Origin of the sequence: Moritella yayanosii (assembly GCF_900465055.1) — a bacterium.
Classification (GTDB): Bacteria; Pseudomonadota; Gammaproteobacteria; order Enterobacterales; family Moritellaceae; genus Moritella; species Moritella yayanosii.
Genome location: NZ_LS483250.1, coordinates 4,040,919 through 4,063,686 on the forward strand (window position 1 = coordinate 4,040,919; position 22,768 = coordinate 4,063,686).

At 40.5% G+C, this 22,768-nt stretch carries 23 protein-coding genes; 14 read left to right on the top strand and 9 right to left on the bottom strand.

The features are described 5' to 3' along the window. Positions 1-19: 19 nt before the first annotated feature. Positions 20-1,561, bottom strand: coding sequence for a nitric oxide reductase transcriptional regulator NorR (gene norR / locus MORIYA_RS18805; RefSeq protein ID WP_112717693.1), 1,542 nt, complete (start codon positions 1,559-1,561; stop codon positions 20-22). Positions 1,562-1,742: 181 nt separating this feature from the next. Between norR and norV the strand changes: the two genes are divergently transcribed. Together norV and norW are read left to right on the top strand one after the other, a co-directional pair. Continuing rightward, the gene (gene norV, locus MORIYA_RS18810) at positions 1,743-3,281 is read left to right on the top strand and encodes an anaerobic nitric oxide reductase flavorubredoxin (RefSeq protein ID WP_112717695.1); all 1,539 of its coding nucleotides are present in this window, start codon (positions 1,743-1,745) and stop codon (positions 3,279-3,281) included. Next, positions 3,278-4,441, top strand: coding sequence for an NADH:flavorubredoxin reductase NorW (norW, locus tag MORIYA_RS18815; protein ID WP_112717697.1), 1,164 nt, complete (start codon positions 3,278-3,280; stop codon positions 4,439-4,441). The genes norV and norW overlap by 4 nt, the downstream gene beginning before the upstream one ends. 101 nt (positions 4,442-4,542) lie before the next feature. Here the strand turns inward: norW and MORIYA_RS18820 are convergent, their stop codons facing one another. From MORIYA_RS18820 to MORIYA_RS18835, 3 genes are all read right to left on the bottom strand, one after another. Further along, positions 4,543-6,033 (bottom strand): carboxypeptidase M32, encoded by a 1,491-nt coding sequence (locus MORIYA_RS18820; protein ID WP_112717699.1) that lies wholly within the window; start codon positions 6,031-6,033, stop codon positions 4,543-4,545. A 350-nt stretch (positions 6,034-6,383) separates the two neighbouring features. Then, entirely contained in the window at positions 6,384-7,361 is a 978-nt protein-coding gene (locus tag MORIYA_RS18830) for a DUF2333 family protein (RefSeq protein WP_112717701.1), read from the bottom strand. Between the two features lie 125 nt (positions 7,362-7,486). Beyond that, positions 7,487-7,762: a hypothetical protein gene (locus MORIYA_RS18835; RefSeq protein ID WP_112717703.1), complete on the bottom strand. Its 276-nt coding sequence runs from the start codon at positions 7,760-7,762 to the stop codon at positions 7,487-7,489. Positions 7,763-7,996: 234 nt separating this feature from the next. Here MORIYA_RS18835 and MORIYA_RS18840 point away from each other — a divergent pair, with 234 nt between their 5' ends. From MORIYA_RS18840 to MORIYA_RS18855, 4 genes are all read left to right on the top strand, one after another. Continuing rightward, entirely contained in the window at positions 7,997-8,776 is a 780-nt protein-coding gene (locus tag MORIYA_RS18840) for a DeoR/GlpR family transcriptional regulator (protein ID WP_112717705.1), read from the top strand. Positions 8,777-8,824: 48 nt separating this feature from the next. Further along, complete coding sequence (locus MORIYA_RS18845; protein ID WP_112717707.1) at positions 8,825-9,589, top strand: ParA family protein; 765 nt, start codon at positions 8,825-8,827, stop codon at positions 9,587-9,589. A gap of 181 nt (positions 9,590-9,770) precedes the next feature. Then, positions 9,771-10,673, top strand: a complete 903-nt coding sequence (gene hemF / locus MORIYA_RS18850; protein WP_112717709.1) for an oxygen-dependent coproporphyrinogen oxidase — start codon at positions 9,771-9,773, stop codon at positions 10,671-10,673. An 84-nt stretch (positions 10,674-10,757) separates the two neighbouring features. Continuing rightward, on the top strand, positions 10,758-12,377 hold the full coding sequence (locus MORIYA_RS18855) for a mechanosensitive ion channel family protein (protein WP_112717711.1): 1,620 nt from the start codon (positions 10,758-10,760) through the stop codon (positions 12,375-12,377). A gap of 87 nt (positions 12,378-12,464) precedes the next feature. Here the strand turns inward: MORIYA_RS18855 and MORIYA_RS18860 are convergent, their stop codons facing one another. Next, positions 12,465-13,034, bottom strand: coding sequence for a CoA pyrophosphatase (locus MORIYA_RS18860; protein ID WP_112717713.1), 570 nt, complete (start codon positions 13,032-13,034; stop codon positions 12,465-12,467). 163 nt (positions 13,035-13,197) lie between these two features. Then, positions 13,198-14,223: a phage integrase gene (locus MORIYA_RS18865; protein ID WP_112717715.1), complete on the bottom strand. Its 1,026-nt coding sequence runs from the start codon at positions 14,221-14,223 to the stop codon at positions 13,198-13,200. A gap of 830 nt (positions 14,224-15,053) precedes the next feature. On the opposite strand from MORIYA_RS18865, the gene MORIYA_RS18875 reads away from it, so the two are divergent. The 3 genes from MORIYA_RS18875 (at position 15,054) to MORIYA_RS18885 (ending at position 17,386) form a co-directional block, all read left to right on the top strand. Next, positions 15,054-15,584, top strand: coding sequence for a hypothetical protein (locus MORIYA_RS18875; protein WP_112717719.1), 531 nt, complete (start codon positions 15,054-15,056; stop codon positions 15,582-15,584). Positions 15,585-15,756: 172 nt separating this feature from the next. Then, positions 15,757-16,017 carry a hypothetical protein gene (locus tag MORIYA_RS18880; RefSeq protein WP_112717721.1) on the top strand — a complete coding sequence of 87 codons (261 nt, stop codon included), beginning with the start codon at positions 15,757-15,759 and terminating at the stop codon, positions 16,015-16,017. Positions 16,018-16,096: 79 nt separating this feature from the next. After that, positions 16,097-17,386 (top strand): DUF4041 domain-containing protein, encoded by a 1,290-nt coding sequence (locus tag MORIYA_RS18885; RefSeq protein ID WP_197713403.1) that lies wholly within the window; start codon positions 16,097-16,099, stop codon positions 17,384-17,386. 69 nt (positions 17,387-17,455) lie between these two features. Here MORIYA_RS18885 and istB read toward each other — a convergent pair whose 3' ends face one another. Together istB and istA are read right to left on the bottom strand one after the other, a co-directional pair. Beyond that, entirely contained in the window at positions 17,456-18,208 is a 753-nt protein-coding gene (istB, locus tag MORIYA_RS18890) for an IS21-like element helper ATPase IstB (RefSeq protein ID WP_112712100.1), read from the bottom strand. A 10-nt stretch (positions 18,209-18,218) separates the two neighbouring features. After that, entirely contained in the window at positions 18,219-19,766 is a 1,548-nt protein-coding gene (gene istA / locus MORIYA_RS18895) for an IS21 family transposase (RefSeq protein WP_112712098.1), read from the bottom strand. 217 nt (positions 19,767-19,983) lie between these two features. On the opposite strand from istA, the gene MORIYA_RS18900 reads away from it, so the two are divergent. Beyond that, on the top strand, positions 19,984-20,250 hold the full coding sequence (locus tag MORIYA_RS18900) for a GIY-YIG nuclease family protein (RefSeq protein WP_269461249.1): 267 nt from the start codon (positions 19,984-19,986) through the stop codon (positions 20,248-20,250). A gap of 126 nt (positions 20,251-20,376) precedes the next feature. Here the strand turns inward: MORIYA_RS18900 and MORIYA_RS18905 are convergent, their stop codons facing one another. Next, on the bottom strand, positions 20,377-21,090 hold the full coding sequence (locus MORIYA_RS18905; protein ID WP_112717723.1) for an XRE family transcriptional regulator: 714 nt from the start codon (positions 21,088-21,090) through the stop codon (positions 20,377-20,379). Positions 21,091-21,329: 239 nt separating this feature from the next. Between MORIYA_RS18905 and MORIYA_RS18910 the strand changes: the two genes are divergently transcribed. The 4 genes from MORIYA_RS18910 to MORIYA_RS18925 all read left to right on the top strand — a co-directional run bounded on the left by MORIYA_RS18910 (position 21,330) and on the right by MORIYA_RS18925 (position 22,765). Then, positions 21,330-21,530: a Rha family transcriptional regulator gene (locus tag MORIYA_RS18910; RefSeq protein WP_075471747.1), complete on the top strand. Its 201-nt coding sequence runs from the start codon at positions 21,330-21,332 to the stop codon at positions 21,528-21,530. 147 nt (positions 21,531-21,677) lie between these two features. Further along, the gene (locus tag MORIYA_RS18915) at positions 21,678-22,196 is read left to right on the top strand and encodes a phage regulatory CII family protein (protein ID WP_112717725.1); all 519 of its coding nucleotides are present in this window, start codon (positions 21,678-21,680) and stop codon (positions 22,194-22,196) included. A 9-nt stretch (positions 22,197-22,205) separates the two neighbouring features. Further along, positions 22,206-22,478 (top strand): hypothetical protein, encoded by a 273-nt coding sequence (locus MORIYA_RS18920; protein ID WP_112717727.1) that lies wholly within the window; start codon positions 22,206-22,208, stop codon positions 22,476-22,478. Further along, positions 22,478-22,765, top strand: coding sequence for a hypothetical protein (locus tag MORIYA_RS18925; RefSeq protein WP_112717729.1), 288 nt, complete (start codon positions 22,478-22,480; stop codon positions 22,763-22,765). Before MORIYA_RS18920 ends, MORIYA_RS18925 begins: the two co-directional genes overlap by 1 nt. Positions 22,766-22,768 lie beyond the last annotated feature (3 nt).

A 22,768-nucleotide genomic window follows, 5' to 3' on the forward strand; every position in this document is an offset into this window, starting at 1 on the left:
TACGTTACTCTTTCAATTGTTATTGTTTTAATTCAATCCGCTTGGCTAAGCGATGCAGGTTACCCACATCGACAGACAGCTGGCGCGCCGTTGCTGCCCAGTTATTGTTATTTTGTTTGAGTGCGTTATTGATCAACTGGCGTTGAAATTGCTCGGTCGCGTCACGTAAATTATCGACTGGTATGTTGGTGACGGACATTGTTGGTTGCTCAATCACATCGGTCACTTCCACTGAAAAATTATCAAGCTTAAAATGTGAGGGCTGCAGTATCACGTATTCATCTTTAGCTTCTGCTCTGGCCAGGATCGCGGCGCGATTAATACTGTGTTCCAATTCTCTAATATTACCTGGCCATGGATAATGCATCAATATCGCTTGGCAAGTGGAACTTAAACTCAGGTGGCTTAATTGCAGTTTGCTACGACAGCGTTCAATAAAGAAACCAGCCAATAATAGTATGTCTTCGCCACGCTCGCGCAGCGGTGATACGGTAATGGGAAATACGCTAAGGCGATGATAAAGGTCAGCTCTAAAGCGACCTGCAAGTACTTCTTCTTTTAAATCTTTGTTGGTTGCGGCGATAATGCGTGTATCGACTTTTAAGTTGCGATCATCCCCAATACGTTGCAAGTCACCATATTGCAATACCCGCAATAATTTCGCTTGTAAAGTCAGGGTTAACTCGCCAATTTCATCAAGAAACAGGGTACCTTTATCGGCTAATTCAAATTTACCACTGCGATTACTGATGGCTCCGGTAAAGGCGCCTTTGACATGGCCAAATAGTTCACTTTCGGCAATAGCTTCTGGTAATGCTGCACAGTTAAGGTATATCAGCGGTTTGTCGGCGCGGGAAGATTGCTGGTGGATTGCGGTGGCGACTAATTCCTTCCCCACCCCTGTTTCCCCCAAGATTAATGCGGTCATATCGGTACTGGCAACGACGCTGATCTCTTTTTTTAAGGCTTGGATCTGCGCGGACTGACCAATAATTTCAGTGTTACTTTGTGGTTGATGTTTGGCGGGATCTGACTCGGTCACATCGCCAGCCGCTTTTTCCAATTTATCCATCAATAGCGCAATGTTAAGCGTTGCCGCTGCCAGTGCACTCACTGTACGTAATTCATCATTGCTGAAGTTATCAAACTGGTGGGGATCAAAGCTATCGAGCGTCAGTGCACCAATCAGGCGTTGATTTGCCATCAAGGGTAAACCAACACAGGCATGCACATGCAATTTACCTTCGTGTGAGGTAATTAGGGCGTCATAAGGGTCGGGCAAAGAACTGTCTGCAGGGAACCTGACTACATCACCGGCTCTGGCAATGGCTTCTAATCTTGGGTGTTCACTGATATTAAATTGTCTGCCCAATACGTCAGCATTCAGGCCATTAATTGCTAAGGGTTTGAAATGCTGACCCTTAAATTCTAATAGTGCGGATGCATCACAGTTAAATAATCTGCGCATGGTGGTGAGTAGACGTTCGAAACGATCCTGACTGGAAATATTGGTGGTGAGATCCAAGGCGATATGGATAAGGTCTTTGGTATCAGTCTGCATAATGTTAGCCGTATAAAACACTGTCTTATCGACAGTGTATAGTCATAATGACAATAAGTAAAGGTAGTCATTATGACAGTGGTCGCTTGTTGTTGTCATATAAATCAACACATTAACTTTTGGCACGGTACCTGCAATTAGAAAGGATATAAAATCGTTAATTATTTAATTGGAATATAATATGGCTATTCATGTAAAAAATAATATCTCTTGGGTTGGACAACGTGATTGGGAAGTGCGTGATTTTCACGGTACTGAATTTAAAACTGAAAAAGGCACGAGTTATAATAGCTATCTTATTCAAGAAGAAAAAACGGTACTGATCGACACGGTTGATCACAAGTTCTGTTACGAATTTATTCAACAATTAGAATTAGAAATTGATCTGAATAAAATTGATTACATTGTGATTAACCATGCTGAAGAAGATCATGCTGGTGCATTAGCGGCGTTATTAAATAAAATACCCAATACACCGATTTATTGTACCGAAAATGCGATTGATTCAATTACTGGTCACCACCACCACCCAGAGTGGAATTTTAACGTGGTTAAGACGGGCGATACTCTAGATTTGGGGAACGGTAAACAGTTGATCTTCATTGAAACGCCTATGTTGCATTGGCCTGACAGTATGATGACGTACATGACGGGTGACGCGGTGCTGTTTAGTAATGATGCATTCGGTCAACATTATTGTGATGAACGTTTATTTAATGATGAGGTTGATAACAAAGAGTTAATGGATCAGTGTTTACGTTATTATGCCAATATTCTTACTCCATTTAGCTCGCTTGTTACCGCGAAGATTAATGAAATATTAAGCTTTAATTTACCCATCGATATGATCGCTACCGCGCACGGTGTGGTGTGGCGTGATAATCCAATTCAGATCATTGAACAATATCTGACGTGGGCAGATAAATATCAAGAAGATCGCATTACTATTTTTTATGACTCGATGTCGAATAATACCCGCTCGATGGCGGATGCGATTGCCCAGGGTATCCATGAAGTTGATAGCCATGTGGCGGTGAAAGTATTCAACGTGGCACGTCATGATAAAAATGAAATTTTATCCAATGCCTTTATTTCCAAAGGTATCTTAGTGGGTTCATCGACGATGAATAATGTGATGATGCCTAAAATTGCCGCCATGCTGGAAGAGATCACGGGGCTGCGTTTTAAAAATAAAAAAGCCGCGGCATTTGGCAGTTATGGTTGGACTGGTGGGGCGATTGATCGCATTGAAAGTAGACTGGAGGAAGCGGGCTTTGCACCTTATCCAAGTCTGAAAACAAAATGGAAACCAGATGGTAAAGCGATATTAGCGTGTCGTGAATATGGTCGCACGTTAGCGAAGGCGTGGGCGCTAACAAGTAAGTCGCTTGCCGATGTAGCAGCGCCCACTGCCAACCAAACTGTATCAGAGCCAGCAGTAGCGGAACAAGTAGTGGCAGAACAAGTCGTTGCAGAAAGCATACCGCCAGCTGTTGAAGTAGTCAAACCGACGCAGAAAAGTGCGGTGACGCAGTTTAGTGCTGAAAGTTCGATGTTATGCACTGTCTGTCAGTGGGTTTACGATCCTGCCCAAGGTGAACCAAATCAAGATGTCGCATCGGGAACCGCATGGTCTGAGGTACCAGATTATTTCCTCTGTCCTGAATGTGGATTAGGTAAAGAAGTGTTTGAAGAGATTAAAACTAAGGATGTAGCATGAGTTCACCAGTGGTCATTATAGGCAGCGGCTTTGCTGCTTATCAATTAGTTAAATCAATTCGTCGTGCCAGTCAGGAACAAGCGATCATCGTCATCACAGCTGGCAGTGGTGATGATTATGTCAAACCAGAATTGAGCCATGTATTTAGCAAAAAACTAACCGCACAAGACATGGTTAAACAAAGTGGGGCCGACTTTGCGAGTGCACACAATATTACCCTGATGACGAATACGTATGTTGATGAGATTAACCGCATCGAAAAAACCGTGAGTTGTCAGGGTATCGAGATAGCCTACGATAATTTGGTGCTGGCAACAGGGGCGCAATCGTTTGTGCCATTTGTTGATGGCGATGCAGCGAAAGACATTATTACGTTGAACAGTTTAGATGAATACCAGCAGTCACAGGCGCAATTGGTTAATGCCAAATCGGTGTTGGTGGTTGGCGCTGGTTTAGTGGGGACTGAAATTGCGATGGATTTAGCTATCGCTAACTATGATGTCATCTTAACCGACCGAGCTGATGCATTACTGCCGCGTTTATTACCGGAATTTATTTCATCTCAGCTTTATCAAATAATGAGAAAACAGGGGGTTGAACTGCAACTGGGTAATGAATTAAGCAAGATGACAAAAACGGCTACAGGTATCGAAGTAAGCTTTAACAACGGTTATACAACCAATGTTGATAGTGTGTTGTGCGCGGCGGGGTTGCAACCCAATACTGCGTTAGCGAGCGGTGTTGGTTTAGCGGTGAACCGCGGTATTGTGGTTGATAAGCAATTAAGAACCCAGGATCCGCATATCTTTGCTATTGGCGATTGTGCTGAGATTGGCGGTAAACATTTAGCTTTTTTACAACCGATCATACTCAGTGCTAATGCACTCGCGAAAACCTTGACGAATTCGGCGACTGATGTGACTTTTCCGGCGATGTTAGTCAAAGTGAAAACGCCATTATACCCGATCCAATTAAGCGGTAATACCACCGCGAGTGATGCTAATTGGCAGGTGGAAATGACCGAGTTGGGAATGACGGCGAAGGCCTATGATAGTGATGCGCAATTAATTGGTTTTGTGGTGACGCAAGCCAATATGCCAGAGGCTTTTAAGTTACTACGCTTGTTACCTGCGGTATCGACAGTACTTAAAGTGGCTTAATGCCGGTAGCGAACATAATTTGAAGTTGGCAACACCAGACTCATTGAATGAGCCTGTGGTTGCCATAATTCGATTAAACTACAATTAGGTAGAAATCGTTATTACAAATAACGTGCCTGTAAATGGGCTTTAAAGTGCGCGGGGTTTAATACTTCCCCGGTGGCTTGTTTGACTAAGTCATTGGTACTCAGTAATGACGCATGTTGCCAGATATTGGTTTTAAGCCAAGTAAAGATCGGCGATAAATCACCACTAGTGATGATGGCTGGTACATCCATTTCTTGCTTGATCGTCGTCATAAACTGCGCGGCATACATAGCACCTAGTGTATAAGACGGAAAGTAACCAAAGCTGCCATCAGTCCAATGCACATCTTGCATACAGCCATTACGGTAATTACCTTTAGTGTCCACCCCTAAATATTGCTGCATTTTAACTGCCCACAATTCCGGAATATCATCCACTTCGATATCACCGTTCATTAATGCTTGTTCGATTTCATAACGTAGCATTACGTGAGCAGGGTAAGTTACTTCATCAGCATCAACACGGATAAAATCTGGCTTCACTCGGGTATAACATTGGCTCAAATTCAGCGGGTTATAGATGGCTTTATCTGTGCCTGAAAATGCTTTCTGTATTTCTGGCGTCAGTAAGGTTAAGAACTCTTGACTGCGGCCTAATTGCATTTCAAATAACAGGCTTTGGCTTTCATGAATACCCATAGAGCGTGCTTGACCTACAGGCAAGTGGTTTAACGCTTTTGGTAGACCTTGTTCGTAACGTGCGTGGCCTGTTTCATGGACAACGCCCATCAGACTTTGAGTGAAATCATCTTCATCATATCGCGTTGTGATACGCACATCTGAAGCTACACCACCGCAGAATGGGTGAGTCGATACGTCAAGGCGACCATGGTTAAAATCAAAACCTAAGATCTGCATGGTCTTTAAACCGAGTTGTTGTTGTGCGGCAATCGGGAAATGCCCGGTTGGCATGATGACATGGTCACTGCGTTGTTTTTCCTGGGCAGCGAGCGTTAATTCTGGTAACCATGATTTAACGTCATCAAAAATAGGGTCCAGTTGGGCGCTGGTCATACCTGGTTCGTACAAATCCATCAAGGCATCATAATTACTGCAGTTGTTCGCTTGACCGCGAATACTGGCTTCTTCACGTGACAATTCGACAACCGTTTTTAAGTTCTTAGCAAAACCAGCCCAATCATTTTCTTTACGCTGGGTACGCCAAGCGTGTTCGCATTTAGAGCCTGCGAGGGATTGAGCAGATACGAGATCTTCTGGTACTACATTGGCTTGCTGCCAGCTACGGTCGATTTCGGCCAAACTTGCTTGTTGCTCGGTTGACAGGTTTTCAGCTTGCGCTTGGTTAATTAAACCTGCAAGTTGTGGCGCAGTGCTTTGCTGGTGGATCATAACCGCGAGTTCAGCCATGGCTTCAGAGCGTGCTTCGTTACCGCCAGCTGGCATCATTGCCGCTTGGTCCCAACCACAAATTGAAGAAAGGTGGTGTAAATTATGGATCTTTTTAAAATGCTTAGATAACTGTTCATAGGCTGAATTAGTTGTCATGTTAACTCCGAAACGGGAATAAGATAAGGGCTAATATTAACCTGATTTGGCTAAGATTTTATCCAATACTCTAAAGGGTAAAATACGTTTTAACAAGGCAAATAAATGGGTTGGAAAGGTGACATAATAACGCACTTCTTACCTAAGCGACTAATTTGCTGTTGGTAATCGTCGTGCGAATACACGGTAACCTGCCGCTTTCAGGGTGACGACAGCGTAATAAACTGCTATGGCTTGTTAATCAACCAGTTTGTCATGAATTTAAGACACAAAAAAGCCCGTCACTATTGTTACAGCTTAATGAACAGCGTAGTTACGGGCTTAGTTACAGGCTTATCGTTATGTGGTGATTAACCTTGTTCTAGTAATCTACGCAGGTCAATAACAGCCGCGTTTGCGCGCGACAAGTAGTTTGCCATTACCAGAGAATGATTAGCAAAAAGTCCAAAACCAGCACCGTTAAGAATTATCGGGCTGCCTACCGGCTGTAGTGATGCTTCTAATTCAAGGATGATTTGGTCAACACTTGCTAGGGCATTTTTCTTCTCTAATACGCCTTTAAAATCAATACGTGCTGCTTTTAGGTAATGGTATAATGCCCAAGAAGAACCACGCGCTTCCCAGAATACATTATCGATTTCTAACCAGGGTGTTTTAACCATAGAACCAGACGCTGTTAATGTAGATTGCTCAGCACCCAGATCACCCGATAAATCAGTGTTGATACGATATTGACCTACAGAAGCACTTAAACGTTGTGATAATGAACCCAGACGTTTTTCAACTTGTTTGAACCATTCTGCAAGATTATCGGCACGGGCATAAAATTGTGCGCCTTGTACTTGAGGGTCGTTTAATTTATCCAGGTATACTTGTAATTCTTCAATGGTTTTTTTGTATTCAGAATTGGCATTGGTCGGAAATAAACGTGTGTACTCAACATTTAAGGCACCGTGCGCTTTTTGTAGATTTTTATTTTCAGTTGATTGCGTCTGTGAACGACTTAAATCACGACGTAATACTAACATCAGATCACGAGACTGTTCTAGCAGACCATATTCCCATGATGGCATGTTATCCATCAAGATAGCGGGTGGTAATACCGAGTTACTTAGATAACCGCCATTTTTTTCGTCTAACGTTTGAATCGTTTTAATGAGTGTGGCTGTAGTGTAAGAACCAACGGCGATATTAGCGTTGTTTTTAGTCAGCGCTTCGGTTACTTGTGTTGGGCTAAAACTGTCAGGTTCAACACTCCAATAAATTGACGTGGCATAAAAGATAATGCCAACAGCAGCAATACCAGCTATGATTTTATATTTACTCATCAGGTCGTTCCCTCGAATCATGCGTTAAGTTAGTAATATTTACTCTAGTGTAACTCGCTGAAATGTTTGCAACAAGCTTAATTAACATATAAAAAACCGACAGACTCAAGACGAGATTTAATACCTTATGATTTTTTAATTCTGACCACATGCATGATCTCTACCTTGAACCCCGCAACCGTTTCTATCTCTGGATAGTAGGTTAGATTAACACATGCATCCGTTAATGATTTATACGCTTTTTTACGTTTAAACTTAAACGGTACACTGTGGCCTTCTATCATGACGGTATTGAGAAACCACTCGTCTTTTTCTCGCTGTACGTGAGAGGTCACTTTCTGGAGCTCTGAATGGGTTAATCCTGGATGCTGTTTGAGTAGTTTATCTGGATCTGAAGCCATTTTGATTGTCTCGTTGATTTTTTGTTATTTGAATTTAGTTGTTGCTCGCCATGATTAACTTGATGATTGCAACTTGATAATCATGATGAGCAGGTATGAGTATATCTCAAAATGACGTTAAACTTTGTTTATTGACGCTATTTTTCAGGTTTATAGGTGTAAATATGATATAAACTAAGGGTAAATTTAAACTCCCTTTCGATAATGCTATTCAGGGAAAATAGGGAGAACGATGTGAGACAGAATACACGTCATCAAAAAATAATTTCGCTGGTTAAGAAAGAAGGATTTGTCAGTACTGAAGTGCTAGTAGAGCATTTTTCAGTCAGCCCACAGACAATACGTCGAGACTTAAATGAATTGGCAAAAAATAATTTAGTACGTCGTCATCACGGCGGCGCATCACTATTAGAGAGCAGTGTTGTTAACGATTCATACGTTAATCGTAAGCAAAAAACAGCCAAAGAAAAAATGAAAATAGCGCAAGCGATGGCTGAGTTAATACCTGATGGTTCATCGATGTTTATTGATATTGGTACCACGTCTGAAGCATTAGCGCGTGCATTATTAAATCATAACAATTTACGCATTGTGACTAATAATCTAAATGTAGCCACTATTTTGATGCAAAAACCCGACTTCAGAGTCATTGTTGCTGGTGGTGAAGTCCGCAATAAAGATGCCGGTGTGGTTGGCGAAGCAACCGTGGATTTTATTAAACAGTTTAGAATGGATTTTGGCATCGTTACCATCAGTGGTTTAGATATGGATGGTTCACTATTAGACTTTGATTATCAGGAAGTGCGGGTAACGCAAGCGATTATCGAATGCTCGCAAGAAGTATTTTTACCAGTTGATCATACTAAGTTTGGCCGTCATGCGATGGTGAATATTGGTAATGTAAATCAGGTAAATAAATTGTTTACCGATATTGAGCCACCAGAAGAGCTCGCTAAGTTATTAAAATTGCATCAAGTTGAGTCAATAGTCTGTGACATGAATCCAAAGAGTTAGAACGTTAGAGAGTTAGATAGTCAAATAATTTAGAGAAGGGAGTATCTCGTGATCCGTGTTGTTTTTAATCAAAAAGGTGGCGTAGGTAAATCTACGATCTGTAGTAATTTGGCTGCGATTGCTGCCTCGCAAGGCAAGCGTACCCTGATTATTGATTTAGATAGTCAATGTGATACCAGTGCTTATTTATTAGGAAACGATTATAAGGTTGAGTTTAGTGCTGCAGAATTTTTTGAGCAGACATTAAATATTATTATGAAAGGGCGACCTTATAATGATTTTATCACGCCGACGCCATTTCCTAATCTTGCCATTATGCCAGCGTCAGAATTGCTGGGTGAATTGATTGTTAAATTAGAACAACGTCATAAGATCTATAAATTACGTGATGCCATGGTGAAGTTAAGGCGTGATTATGATGAGATTTACATCGATACGCCGCCTGCATTTAACTTTTATAGTTTGTCGGCCTTGATTGCCGCTGATTCCTGTTTGATCCCCTTCGATTGTGATGACTTCTCACGTCGTGGCTTATACAGTTTGTTAGCCAATATCGAAGAAACACGACAGGATCACAATGATAAATTACGGATAGAAGGGATTGTGGTTAATCAGTTTCAAGCGCAAGCTAGTTTACCTAAAAAACTGGTTGCAGAATTAAGAGCGGAAAATTTACCGATTTTAAATACCCTGATCCACAGTTCTGTGAAAGTAAAAGAATCACATAATATCTCTCAACCCTTGATCAATTGTGCGCCTAAGCATAAAGTGACGCTGCAATTTTGCGAACTCTACGCTGAGATCTCGGCTTAATGACTAGGCTGAAGTTTGCTGCACAATAGTAATTAAGTGACGGTAAATTATATTTGACGTAGCTTGGATCATTTTCCTCATACTCTTCATGTTAGTACTAAGTGTGAGTATCTTTTATTAAAAATCTTTTTAGACAGGGTAGTGCTAAGCGCTGTGAGTCTAAGTTGTAAGTAAGGTGTTTATGACTGTCAGAATCAATGATTTGGAATCATTTTTTCGTAATATACAAAAAACGATTATCGCTGTTTTCCAGGCTGAAGAAACCAAAGGCGAGTTTGTTGCAGATAATTGGACTAGCCATTTAGGCCAAGGTACAAGTTGTGTATTACGTGATGGTGAAGTATATGAAAGTGCGGGGGTGAACTTTTCGATGGTGAGCGGCGATAAATTACCAGCTGCTGCATCGGCTAAGCGTCCACAGTTTACCGGTATGTCATATCAAGCAATGGGGGTATCTGTAGTTGTGCATCCGCGTAATCCACATGCCCCGACAAGTCATGCCAATGTACGAATGTTTATAGTGACTGATAACGACGGCCAACAGCACTGGTGGTTAGGGGGTGGTTTTGATCTCACGCCAATTCATTTATATGCCGATGACGCGCGTCATTTTCATACCGCTGCGCGTGATGCCGTTGCGCCATTTGGCGATGATTTGTATGAAAAATTCAAACAAGACGCAGATGAATACTTCTATATGCCACACCGTGAAGAATATCGTGGTATCGGCGGCATTATTTATGATGATCTGAATGAATGGGATATCGAGAAAAGTTTAAATTTTATCGAGTCGGTTGCGAAGGGTTATACACAAGCTTACGCGCCAATCATTGCCAAACGTAAAAATCAGCCGTATACAGAACAAGAGCGTGAGTTCCAATTATTCCGTCGTACCCGTTATGTGGAGTTTAATTTGATTGTTGATCGCGGCACTATTTTTGGTTTGCAAAGTAAAGGCCGTACCAAATCAATTTTGATGTCGATGCCGCCACTCGCTAGTTGGCACTATGATGATTTAGAGCCGCAGAACGACGCGCAGAAAGCGTTAGTAAAAGTAGTGAATGAACCACAAAGCTGGTTGTAATATCTTATTAAAACCACGCTTAACGGCGTGGTTTTTTCATTCTATCTCTTTCAGTTTAATCTTTATGATAAAGTGGAGTTAATTATGCGAATTATAGTTCTATTATTGTTACTGGTTTCCAACCTGGCGGTTGCACAAACAACATCGCCACAAATTGATAAGCTCAATCAACTCGATAAAGAAATATCCGTGCTATATGGCGAATCAAAAACGATGTTAGGCTCAACCAGAGATGTTGTGCGATTACAGTTATTAAAAAAAAATGATGCGCTGCGAGACGTTATTCAAGCGCTTATTGAGCAGCGTTCGGATGATGATCACGATATTTTATTAAAGCAGGTTAATCAGCAGGTGAAGTTTATTGCTGATGCGTCAACGTATCTGTTGAATAAGATCGCAACGACTGAAACGACGTTAGAAAAAGAAACCAATGAAGGTAAATTATTAGCACAAAAAACACTGGATGAATCACGTCGTTTTTCAATGCTATTGTTAGCGGAACAGTGGACCAATTATCAATGGCTGAAATTACTCAATCAACCTTCGCCTGCATCAGAACAAGCCTTAATCAATGATGTTGAGCATCGCCTTGAGTTTATGTCAGCCTCGTTAATCTTTGATAGTCAGCAGGAAGCATTGTTGAATAACCAGCTTGAGTCGGCTACGGAAGGTGAAAAATCGACAATACAGCTTGAGCATATCCTTACGCAACGTAAAGTGAATAACGACATCAGTACGTTACAGTTTTTGGTGACGCTTGCTGATAAAATGACGTTAGATACAACGCAATATAAACAGCAGATTTTTGAAGCAACAGGAACCCTGACTGACGAGTTACTTAATGTTGATCTTATCTTGTCGATCATCTCGAGTTGGGGTGAAGGCTCTGGTCAGTGGTTAGCGGATAATGCCCCTGAGTTGTTATTTAAAGTATTGATCTTTATTGCTATCATTCTTACGTTCCGTTGGCTGAAGAAAATAACCCGTAAAATAGTAAAGCGAGCTGTTTCGTCGCCTAACTTACAATTATCGAGATTGATACAAGATTTCTTCACTTCAATGTCGGGTAATATAGTGTTTGCGATAGGTTTGCTTATCGCATTGTCGCAAGTCGGGTTTGATTTAACGCCAATATTAACTGGTTTTGGTGTGGCGGGATTAGTGATAGGTTTTGCGTTGCAAGATACCTTGTCTAATTTTGCGTCTGGCATGATGCTATTAATTTATCGTCCATTTGATGAAGGTGATTTTGTTGAAGCGGGTGGGGTATCAGGTAAAGTTGCGCACATGAGCTTAGTCAATACCACGATTAAGACCTTTGATAATCAAGTTATTATTGTGCCGAACAGTAAGATCTGGGGAGATATTATTAAGAACGTAACACATGAAAGCGTTCGTCGTGTTGATATGGTGTTTGGTATTGGTTATAGCGATGATATCGTGTTGGCTGAAACTGTACTCGCTGATATCGTACAGTCACATGCTGCGGTATTAAAGGATCCTGAAGCGGTGATCAAGCTGCATACGCTGAATACCTCGTCGGTTGATTTTATTGTTCGTCCTTGGGTTAAAACAGAAGATTATTGGGGTGTGTACTGGGATATCACCCGTGAAGTGAAGATCCGCTTTGATAAAGAAGGCTTATCTATTCCATTTCCACAACAAGATGTACATCTGCACATGGTAGAAAAACCAGCTAAATAAATTATAAAATTTCGAATATGTATGATGAATGCGTCTAACTTTAAAGTGAGTTTAGGCGCATTTTTATGAGATGTTAATTGTTAATTGTTAATTGGCACGGATGTGTTTTGAAAAGTCTTTGATGATCGCTGCTGTCGTGCCCCATATCGGATACTTACCCCAAGGCATGAACGTCACTTCGCGGTATTTCCCTTTAAATAAACTCTTTTCGATAATATGATTATCATCATCTAGTAAAAAAGAGAGTGGTACTTCAAAAACTTCATCTACTTCATTAGGATCAATCTTAGATTGATAATCACTATCAACTAAGGCAACGACAGGCGTAACATAATAGCGGCTGATAGTGGCTCTACTTGGTAGCGTACCTAATACGGTGATCTTATCGGCTGGAATGCCAATTTCTTCATGGGTTTCACGCAATGCGGTGGCGATGGATGAGCTATCGGTTTTTTCTGTTTTGCCACCCGGTAAGGCTATTTGGCCACTGTGGTGACGCAAGTGTGAAGCTCGACGAGTGAGAATTAGGTTAAGTTGTTGGTCGCGTTCGACAATGGGAAACAGCACCGCAGCGGGCGTAAAAAATTTGCTGAATTTACTCTCGGGTGCTGAAAGTGGTGATAACACAAAGCGTGATGTTAAAGAGTTAATATCCATATACGTCCTTGCAACTTACTTGTATTGATTACTTTAATTAGTGGCGACTAATTAAAGTATAGGTAATATTTTACCTGTGATTAATTTGTGTTTTATTGTCATTATAATCAATGACTTACGTTTTACTTGTTTTGTGGTGGCGATTAAGTGGCGATTGAGTTCGCTAACCGCCATTTTTTTTCTTCATCTCAATTGGATTAAGCAATATCGCATCATTCAAATGTGATGGTGCAAAATGAGAATATGCCATCGTTTGTTTAATATTAGTATGGCCTAAAATTTGTTGCAATACTAAGATATTACCTCCATTCATCATAAAATGACTTGCAAATGTATGCCGTAATATGTGGGTGGCCTGTCCTTTTGGCAATTCATCTATGCTACTTCTTATCCTATTCCTAATGTCATTGTAAGTGCAGGAAAATAATTGCCCTGCAGCATCGCTATGTATTTCGTCGTATAAGTCTTTTGAGATGGGTACCGTTCTGTTGCGTTTGCCTTTCGTGTTGGTAAAAGTGATCTTGTATTTTGATAACTGAGTCACATTTAAATTCACCGCTTCCATCACTCGACTGCCTGTTGATAGGCAAATTTTGATCACTCGGCTAACATCTCTATCAAGTGGGGTCGGGTTGATATCATCCAGCAAGATATCTATTTGCTTGTTATTTAAAAAGGAAGGTGGTTTCTCTTCAAGTTTAAACTTCTTTAGTTTGATAAATGGGTTTGGCAGTTTCCACTCATCCATTTTTATCAGCTCATTGAAAACGGTATTCAATATTGTTATCTCATAATTATGTGTTGATTTTGCTAATGAGTATTCACTGTTACGAACCGATAAGCGTGTTGCACGATAATGAACATAATCATTGGCAGTTAATTCAGCAGCAACAGGGTTATTTAACTGCTCACAGATGACTTTCAGTCTGCTATATGAGTGGTCCCCGCTTTTTAGATTTTTGCCGTGTAGCATGTGCCACAGTTCGATTAATTCAAGTAGAAGTCGTTTATCTTTCTTTATTCCCAACCATGGTTTCTTTTCGGCTTCTCTTATAGTGTGATGCTCAAAAGCAGTGGCTTCACTTTTTGTGGCAAAGCGCTTTCTAATACGGCGACCAGCAGTCCCGTTGGGATAGCATTCGCATAGCCAAGGCTTTTTGTTGCCATCTTTGAGATTACGAACAGACATGGCGGGCTTCCTATAACGTGTAAAAAGTATATCTGACATTATAAGTTACAATCACTGTTTTTATATACAGTTATAATGTTTATTGCAGAAGTAAGCTATGTTTGATCACAGGTAAATAAACATGGTTTTTTTTCACGAACGATGTGATAAGACCTTATTCCTATTTTTTCATCGTCGAAGCGTAGATGTCGTACGAATTTTTAAGCTGCCTAACTACATTAGCGTAACTGCGAATCCAGATAAGAGATAATAAAGCAATGACGAAGCCAGTTATCAACAGAAATTACGCCCTGGACGTTTTACCATCGCACCGATGTTGGATTGGACATAATTTCAGTTTGCGTAAGGCATTGTGGTTACTGAAGGGCTATAGGTGTACTGAGTTATCCTAGGGGCTCTATTCTAATCGTTGCAACAGAAATGTTCTATATCTGATATAGCACCTGGTTATTAGCTTGATCTTGGTGGCATAAGAACAAATAGTTTGCTATTTTTGTTGCATTAGAACAAGCGAACGCTTATATTTTAATTACGTTTACTACATATCCAGTTAATTTTATTAGATTTTATTTTTCATATCATGTAATATTCGCCCACAAAATAGAGGGTGAACTATGGCTATCGACATCGCAGAAGTGTGTGGAAATATGACTTCAGAAATTATTACAACGTTAATGGAATTCTATAAAACAGTGAACACATCAAATGAGATATTAGGATCGATAGTTATTATTGCTTTTATTGCGTTTCCTTTTTATATTATCTATTGCCTTAAAAATAATCACGTTGCCAAAACTTTCACTTCTATGTTCGGAAATAACGGAGGGTAAATGATGACAGATCTTTTCGTTGTAACATGTGCTTTATTAGTTGTTGGTGTTATGTACTTACCACTTATTGGAGCACAGAAAAAGTCTCTAACAATTTTTGGAAATCTGCAGGATAAAGCTACAAAATTTCGTTCGACACTAGACGATGATGATAAAATCGCTGACGTTAATTTGATGGTACGCTTTTCTCGTTCTTGGTTATTTTCTCTTACTTTTCTATTCGTAGGTCCGATATTAGCGTTAATAAATGAGCTGAACGTCAAAAAGAAAGCTAATGAATCAGCTGAGGAGGAAGAGATAACTTCTTTACTAGTTCAGTCCCTATTTTTTTCAAATCCATTAACAATGGGGTTAGCTTGCGTTCTGATTGTATTCAGTGTTGGTCTAGGTAAGATTATATTGTTTACGTTTCTTTCTTTCTGCTCACTAGGTGGTGATGGAAGTAAGCTAGATACGCTACCTTCTAAGCCCGCATATGAACTTGTTGTTAATCTATCATCTATATATAGAAATATTAGGTTCAGCCATTAATCAAAAAGGAGCCATCGGCTCCTTTTTAGTATCCTCTCCATAGCAACCTTCAACATTCCCAACAACTTAAACCCCTACCCACCTCATTATTCTATTAATCTCACAATCTGCACCACAAATCTAATGTATAGTTAAAGACTAACCACAAATGGCTATTTTATAAGGATGTTAAATGGCGAGAAGAAAAGAAAATATCATCGAGCAGCTCTCTGAGTTCACTGAGTGGTTTTGGGCTGTAGGTCTTGTTATTACTCTGGTTATGGCTGCGCTTACAGCTTTATCTATTAATTGGTGTTTAAGCAATAATCCATCTGGTTTTGTGGGTGACGCGATAGCCCCGATATTACTCATTCGGTGGCTAATGCCTGCAGTGCTGTCTGCGTTCACACTTTTTTTTGCAAATAAAGCTTATATTACATGGATGAACTCATAGATTATTAAACGTGCTGTTTAAAGTAGTACTTAACTATTATTTGCAGTTACATTGTTACATTTAAATTTAGAAGGTTGTTATGGAACAAGGTGCAGTTGGCGGTATTTTGATTATTGCTTTTTTTATTCTATTACCAATAATATTATTTATTACTGGGCGAATGACAAAGAAAAAATTAAATAAAATAATTCAAGATATGGAAGTTGAGTTAGGGATGTATAAGTCTGAGCTTAATACTCTTACAGACAAATACAGCGGAATTGTTGATATTGAACTTCATATCGAGAAGGAAGAGAAAAGGTTTAAGCAAGCGGTCGAGACTCAACGAGCTGAAGTTAATGCAGAAGTGAATGCTGAAATAAACGCGGCCAAAGAGTTAACCACTAAAGCTAACTTGAAAATGACAACTGCAAACGAAAAAGCATTAACTACGGTTGAGAATGCGAGAGTTGAAGCTGAAAGAGTTATCACGTCAGCTAAGAATCAAGCTCAAGAAATTGCTGGCGATGCTTATGAAGCGAAGGAGAAAGCTGATACTTACGCTAAAGCTATTAAAGCGATGAAAAATACCATTGAAGGTTATCAAAATGATTACATTATTCCCAATCATTCAGTACTTGATGATTTGGCTGATGAGTTTAGCCATAAAGACGCTGGTGCTGAACTTAAAAAGTCCCGGGCTTTAATTAAATCCCTTGTTAAGCAAAGCATGGCTGGTACTTGTGATTATGTTGAAAAACAAAGAAAGTTATATGCAGAGCACTTTGTTGTAGATGCTTTCAATGGAAAGGTAGATTCTGCATTAGCCAAAGTTAAAGTTGATAATTACGGTAAAATAAAACAAGAAATAATAGATGCTTTTGCACTTGTTAATCACAACGGTAAGTCATTTAGAAATGCACGTATTAATCAAGATTTCTTAGATGCACGGCTTGATGAATTGAAATGGGCAGTAGCCACTTATGAACTTCGCCAAATCGAACTTGAAGAACAAAGAGAAATTAAGCAGCAAATTCGTGAGGAAGAAAAAGCCCAGCGAGAAATGGATAAGGCGATTAAAGCAGCTCAAAAAGAAGAAGAACTTATCCAAAAAACACTTGAAAAAGTACGTACAGAGTTAGCTGCTGCTAATGATGATCAACGCTTAGAGTTTGAGGCTAAACTAGCAGAACTAGAAGGTAAACTTGCTGACGCTAGCGAACGAGGTGTGCGTGCAATGTCTATGGCACAGCAAACGCGTCGTGGTCATGTTTATGTGATTAGTAATATTGGTAGCTTTGGTGAGGAAGTCTTTAAAATTGGCATGACTCGCCGATTAGAGCCTATGGACCGAGTAAAAGAACTTGGAGATGCTTCAGTTGCGTATTAACATGAAGGAGATCGCTCAATAACATTCATGGAGATCACTTTTTTCTCCGTCTGTAGAGCTAGGTTTAATTTATACTGAGTGATCTCCATCAGTCAAGTTATTGGTCATTTTTCGCATTGATTCGCCCTCTAATTCTATCTTTATCGAGCCATGTACCAGTCGGTCCAGAATTGCATCAGCATGCGTCGATTCTCCGATCATTTTGTACCAATGTTCTTGCGGTAATTGACTGGCAATTAAAGTCGATTTACTGTCATATCGGGCATCAATCAGTTCAAGTAAATCGCTTCGTTGCTGTGCATTTAATGGCTCCAGTCCCCAATCATCCAAGATCAGTAAATCTGCATTGGTTAACTTTCCTATCAGTTTTCGATAGGTTCCGTCAGCCTGTGCAAAAAACATTTTTTCGAGTAGTTCTTTCAGCCTAAAATAAAATACGCTTTGCCCTTGTTGGCAATGCTGATGCCCGAAGGCACAGGCAAGGTATGTTTTGCCACACCCTGTTGCCCCGGTGATCAATATATTTTGATGTAATCGCAACCACTCGCCCTGCGCCAAGGTTCGGATCTGTGACTTATTCAGGTTGCGCTTGGCACGATAATCTAACTGCTCTATGCCAGCATGAACTCTGAATTTAGCTTGCCGTGTTAAGCGCGCTATTTTACGTTGTGAACGTGCGTTAAGCTCATTATCAAGCAGTAAGCTTAGCCTTTCTTCGAACGCGAGTTCTCGGTAATGCGTCGGCTGTTCCGTCTGTAATGTGAGGGCGTCTTTGATGCCGGACAAACCAAGCGTAGTCAGTTGATTATAAATTGTTTTCATTCCATTTCCCTTAATGATAATACGTATTGCCACGCACATTGTTGTGCTCTATTTCTGCTAATAGATCTAACTGTTGTTCAGGTAGTGGTTGGTTATCTAGGCCTTTTTTAAGAATAGATTTGATACCCGCTAATCTTCTTATTCCTGTATGTAAAGCGCGTCCACATGCAGCCTCTAAGCGCGGTGTTGTGTATTGTTTACCTAGCGCAAGCAATCCTAAGCAAACGCGGTAAGCTTGCTCAGGATGTGGCCTTTCTTGCATTAACAGAGTGACGAGCTCTTCTGTTTTTGGGCCAATATCTTGCGCCCATTTCTCAAATCGTTGCGGTGACCATTCCCCTTGTTTTCGATGTGAAACAGGCATATGAGCATCAAGCGTGCTGTGTCCACCAATCTTGTGAGAACGAGGATGCACCGCTACACACTCTCCCTGATGGTATACTGTGACGAGTTCACCGGTAATATGCGCTTCGAGTTTTTTCTTTATCAGTGAATGCGGTACAGAGTAATAATGCTTTTCTATATCAATGTGATAGTCGATATGTACAGTCACCATTTTCACTTGGGTATAGATATACGGTTCAAGGGGTAAGGGTTTCAATTCTGGCTTATCAATGGCAATAAATTGTGAATGACGCGTACCAGGATGCACTTTCATGGCCCGTTGATTGAGTTCAAGTAGCAATTCTTCGATCCGGATATTTAATTGTCGCAAAGAAAAAAAGTCTTCATGCCTCAATGCGGCCATGATCCAGCGCTCTACGATCTGTACAGCCACTTCAGCTTTGGCTTTATCCTTGGGTTTATAAGGGCGAGCCGGCACGATGACCGTATTATAATGCGCAGCCATCTGTGAATACGTCGGGTTAATATCGGGATCATAGCGACACGATCTGGTTGTACCGCTTTTTAAGTTGTCTGGGATCAAGAGCTCAGGAACACCGCCTAAAAAGGTGAAACAGCGAGCGTGGCTCATCACCCAATTTTCTAGACCTTGGGTCCACGTGGCTTCTGCATAGGTGTAATTAGAGGCACCCATCACGGCAACAAAAATTTGTGCCGTTTTAATTTCACCGGTTGTAGGATCAATAATGTTCATCGTCGGCCCACAGTAATCAATAAATAGTTTTTCACCCGCCTTATGCTGTTGTCGCATCGATGGTTTTTGACAACCAAGCCATTTCTTATATAGCCGGCAGAAGTGATTGTAACTATAGAATTTATTGTTATTTCGTTCTCTGTATTCTTCCCATAGTAATTGCAGAGTCATTGTTTTTGGCTTGAGTTCTTGATGGATCACCGACCAATCTGGGGTGGTGATTTGGGGATTGGTTTTGACGGTAGTGTGCAGAAATTTTTGATGAAGAGTCACATCATCCCATTCCTCAGATAACGGCCATGAGGTGATCCCCATTTGGGCTGCTCGATTGGCATAACGAGATACCACTGAGGGGGAGATAGATAAACTTTTAGCGACTTGACGATGGCTCAGTGAACAACCGTATTTGAGTCTAAGGATCTCTTTTAATTTACGCATAGATATAGGTGCCGTTGGCATAGTCATTCCCTTCATCAAAATGAACAGAATAACGGTTAAATACACCTACAGGGCAGTGAAAAAAGCAAGTTTGTCCAATAACATTCATGGAGATCACTCAATAACATTTCAGGGTAAAAGTGATCTTCATGAATGTTATTAGCTGATCTTGATTGAGGTTATTGGGTGATCTCCATCGATGTTATTAGGTGATCTCCATGGTGGTTAATATGCATCAGTGCCATTCTCATTCGATGTTCACGCAATGCTTTATAGCGAAGATGCACCTAAGTTGGAAAAAGAGTTACACGAAAAATTCAAGTTAGACTCAGTGAACAAAGTTAACTTTAGAAAAGAGTTTTTCAATGTATCACTTGCTGCAATTCGACAAGCTGTAGACCAGCAAGGTATTGAAGAAGTGCATTGGACAATGAAAGCTGAAGCCGCGGAGTACAGAGAGTCTCAGGCTATTGCAAAACAAAATGAAGTAGCGATTGCTTCTTAAATAACTGAAAGCAGCTGTTAATCACAGCTGCTTTCATCTCTGCATCCTCTTTCCAGACCAAATAACTTCACCGATGACTTCAAAATATTCAGTGGTTAATTTTGCCCTGAACAATCCCCGCATTACCTAATTTATCTCTACTGATTCTTCGGTTGGTCGAGTGATTCGTCTCACTTTGCTGAAAATAGTACATATCACTTCACCGATAATTTCAACATCGTTAAGGTCATTGCCTGTAATGGTATATGAATCATAGAAGGGGTTGTCACTATCAACTTTGAGTTTTGCACTGTACTTGTTGAATTGTATACGCTTAATGAATATCTCGTTAAACACTCGAAAGATATACACTCCCTCAAGAATGCTAAACGGAGTGATCATTTTCTTAACTAAAATCATATCGCCATCAAACAAAGACGGTTCCATCGAATCGCCTTTAACGTACATAGACAATAAGCCTTCTGGATTCAAGCCCTGGTCTAATAAGGTTTGTGGATGTATGTCCACTGTATTTTTATTTATGCCACTTTCGACCAGTTCAGAGCCTGTGCCCGCTGAGGCTTGAACATCAAAGTGTGGGATCTTTGTGTAATCGGAATTATCCGGTGATGAGGTTTGATAATCATTACCCGTTGTTAGCCATGACACATCTACATCAGCTGTTTTAGCTATTACATCAAGGCGCTCTAGTGTCGGATATCGATTGCTATTGAGGTAGTTCTGAATCGTCGTCTTACCCAGACTGCAGCGTTTTGAGAAGTTTTCAATTGATTCATCACCGATAATTAATTTTAATCGCTGCCCGAAATTAGTGTAATTATCTTCATTAGAATATTTCATATTTTCTCTATAAAAAACAAATGGTTATAAACTCAAGAATCAATTGAACTCGAATCGACCACAAATAAAACCCGTTGCGACCTTGTAATGGTTCGTTTCGTGTCTCATAATGTTCAATATCGGCTACATGGTTACATTTAACCGCATTTAGTTAACCGATAAGAGTATCAGTAATGATGAATGAAATCATCGAGGTTACTGTAATTATTTAACATTTATCTATTTATAAGAGGAATTACATGGCTAATACAGTTCTACAAATAGACTCACCGTATGTCACACGAAAAGTCTATTCGGATATTACGGGCATGTCTGTGCGTGTGATCGATACCTTCATTGCCCGCGGCGAGATCCCAATCATGCCAAAGCGTTCTAAAAACGCGACAGTGTTAATCAACATGGTCGCACTATTTAAACAAGCAGATGAACAGGAACATTAAGCATGCCGTTTATCAATTTCATTTCTAAGTACCGACAAGAATTATATTTGCTTGTGCCCAATGTCATTCAGCTGGTTCTTCTCGGTTATCTTTTTAACGTGGTCGCCACTGCGTAACTCCATCATCTCAAATAGGGAAATTTGTTCAATGTTTGAAATTAATGATAGCAAACAAAACGTAATTGACGCTGCTTGCATCCGTTTTGCGGATATTGAAAACGTAGAGTCGATTGCAAACGACTGTGGAATGCGTGGTCAGATGCTTCGTAATAAATTGAATCCGAACCAGCCCCACCAACTAACTGTTGCAGAGTTAATAAAAATCACTAAGGCCACAGATAATCACGACATTATCAACAGTGCGATTTTAGAAATTGGACTAGTTGCGGTTCGCTTGCCAAAGGCTGGTGACTCAAAGCCGCTAACGCTTAGTGCAATGAGCGTTGCAGCTGATATCGGTGATATCAACCGTCACATCATAGAGGCCGAATCCGACCGTCGGCTAACGCGTCATAAGAAAGACGCAATTACTGCAAAGGCACAATCTGCTGTTCGTGAATTGGTCTTTCTTATGTCAGACGTTGAAAACCGCTGCGGTGGTGCAGGGCCGTTCGTGTCCATGTGTGTCGATGCGGTATTAAGTGGAGTGCCTATGCCAGGCATGTAAGGAGATTATATGTCGTTAGCCGAACAGATATTAGGTGCAAAAGCACAACGTAGAAACATAGATGGAGCGCCGTTCGCAATTCATAACATCGTGTTAGTTGTTGGTGTTCAAGATGATATGCCCGAAGAACACATAGGTCGTAAAGGAAAGATTTTGTATTACGAATATGACGGTGGTTGCGGTCAATCTTATCCTAAAGAACCACTCATAGGTGTTCGTTTTTTTGATAACAATAATCTTGAAGAATTTTGGGCTGAAGAATTAAAAAAGGAGACATTGTAATGGGATTAGCACAAATCGCAATTGTTGATACTGCACCACCGTCGGCAGAATCAATTGCTCAAATTCATAGTTTGTTTGGTAGCAGTCGTATCGGCTGTATTTACGACAAGTTAGATGAAGATTTAAAGAAGGGGATTTTGGTCGCTGCAGGATTAAAGATGCCTCACCTTAAGTTAAGACTGAGTGAATTCGACCAGTTAGATAAGGCGAAACTGCATAACGCAATAAACGCACTCGAGCCAGTGATTAGAAAGTTAGCTGGTCATTCAATTTCAGAATTTAAGTAAGGA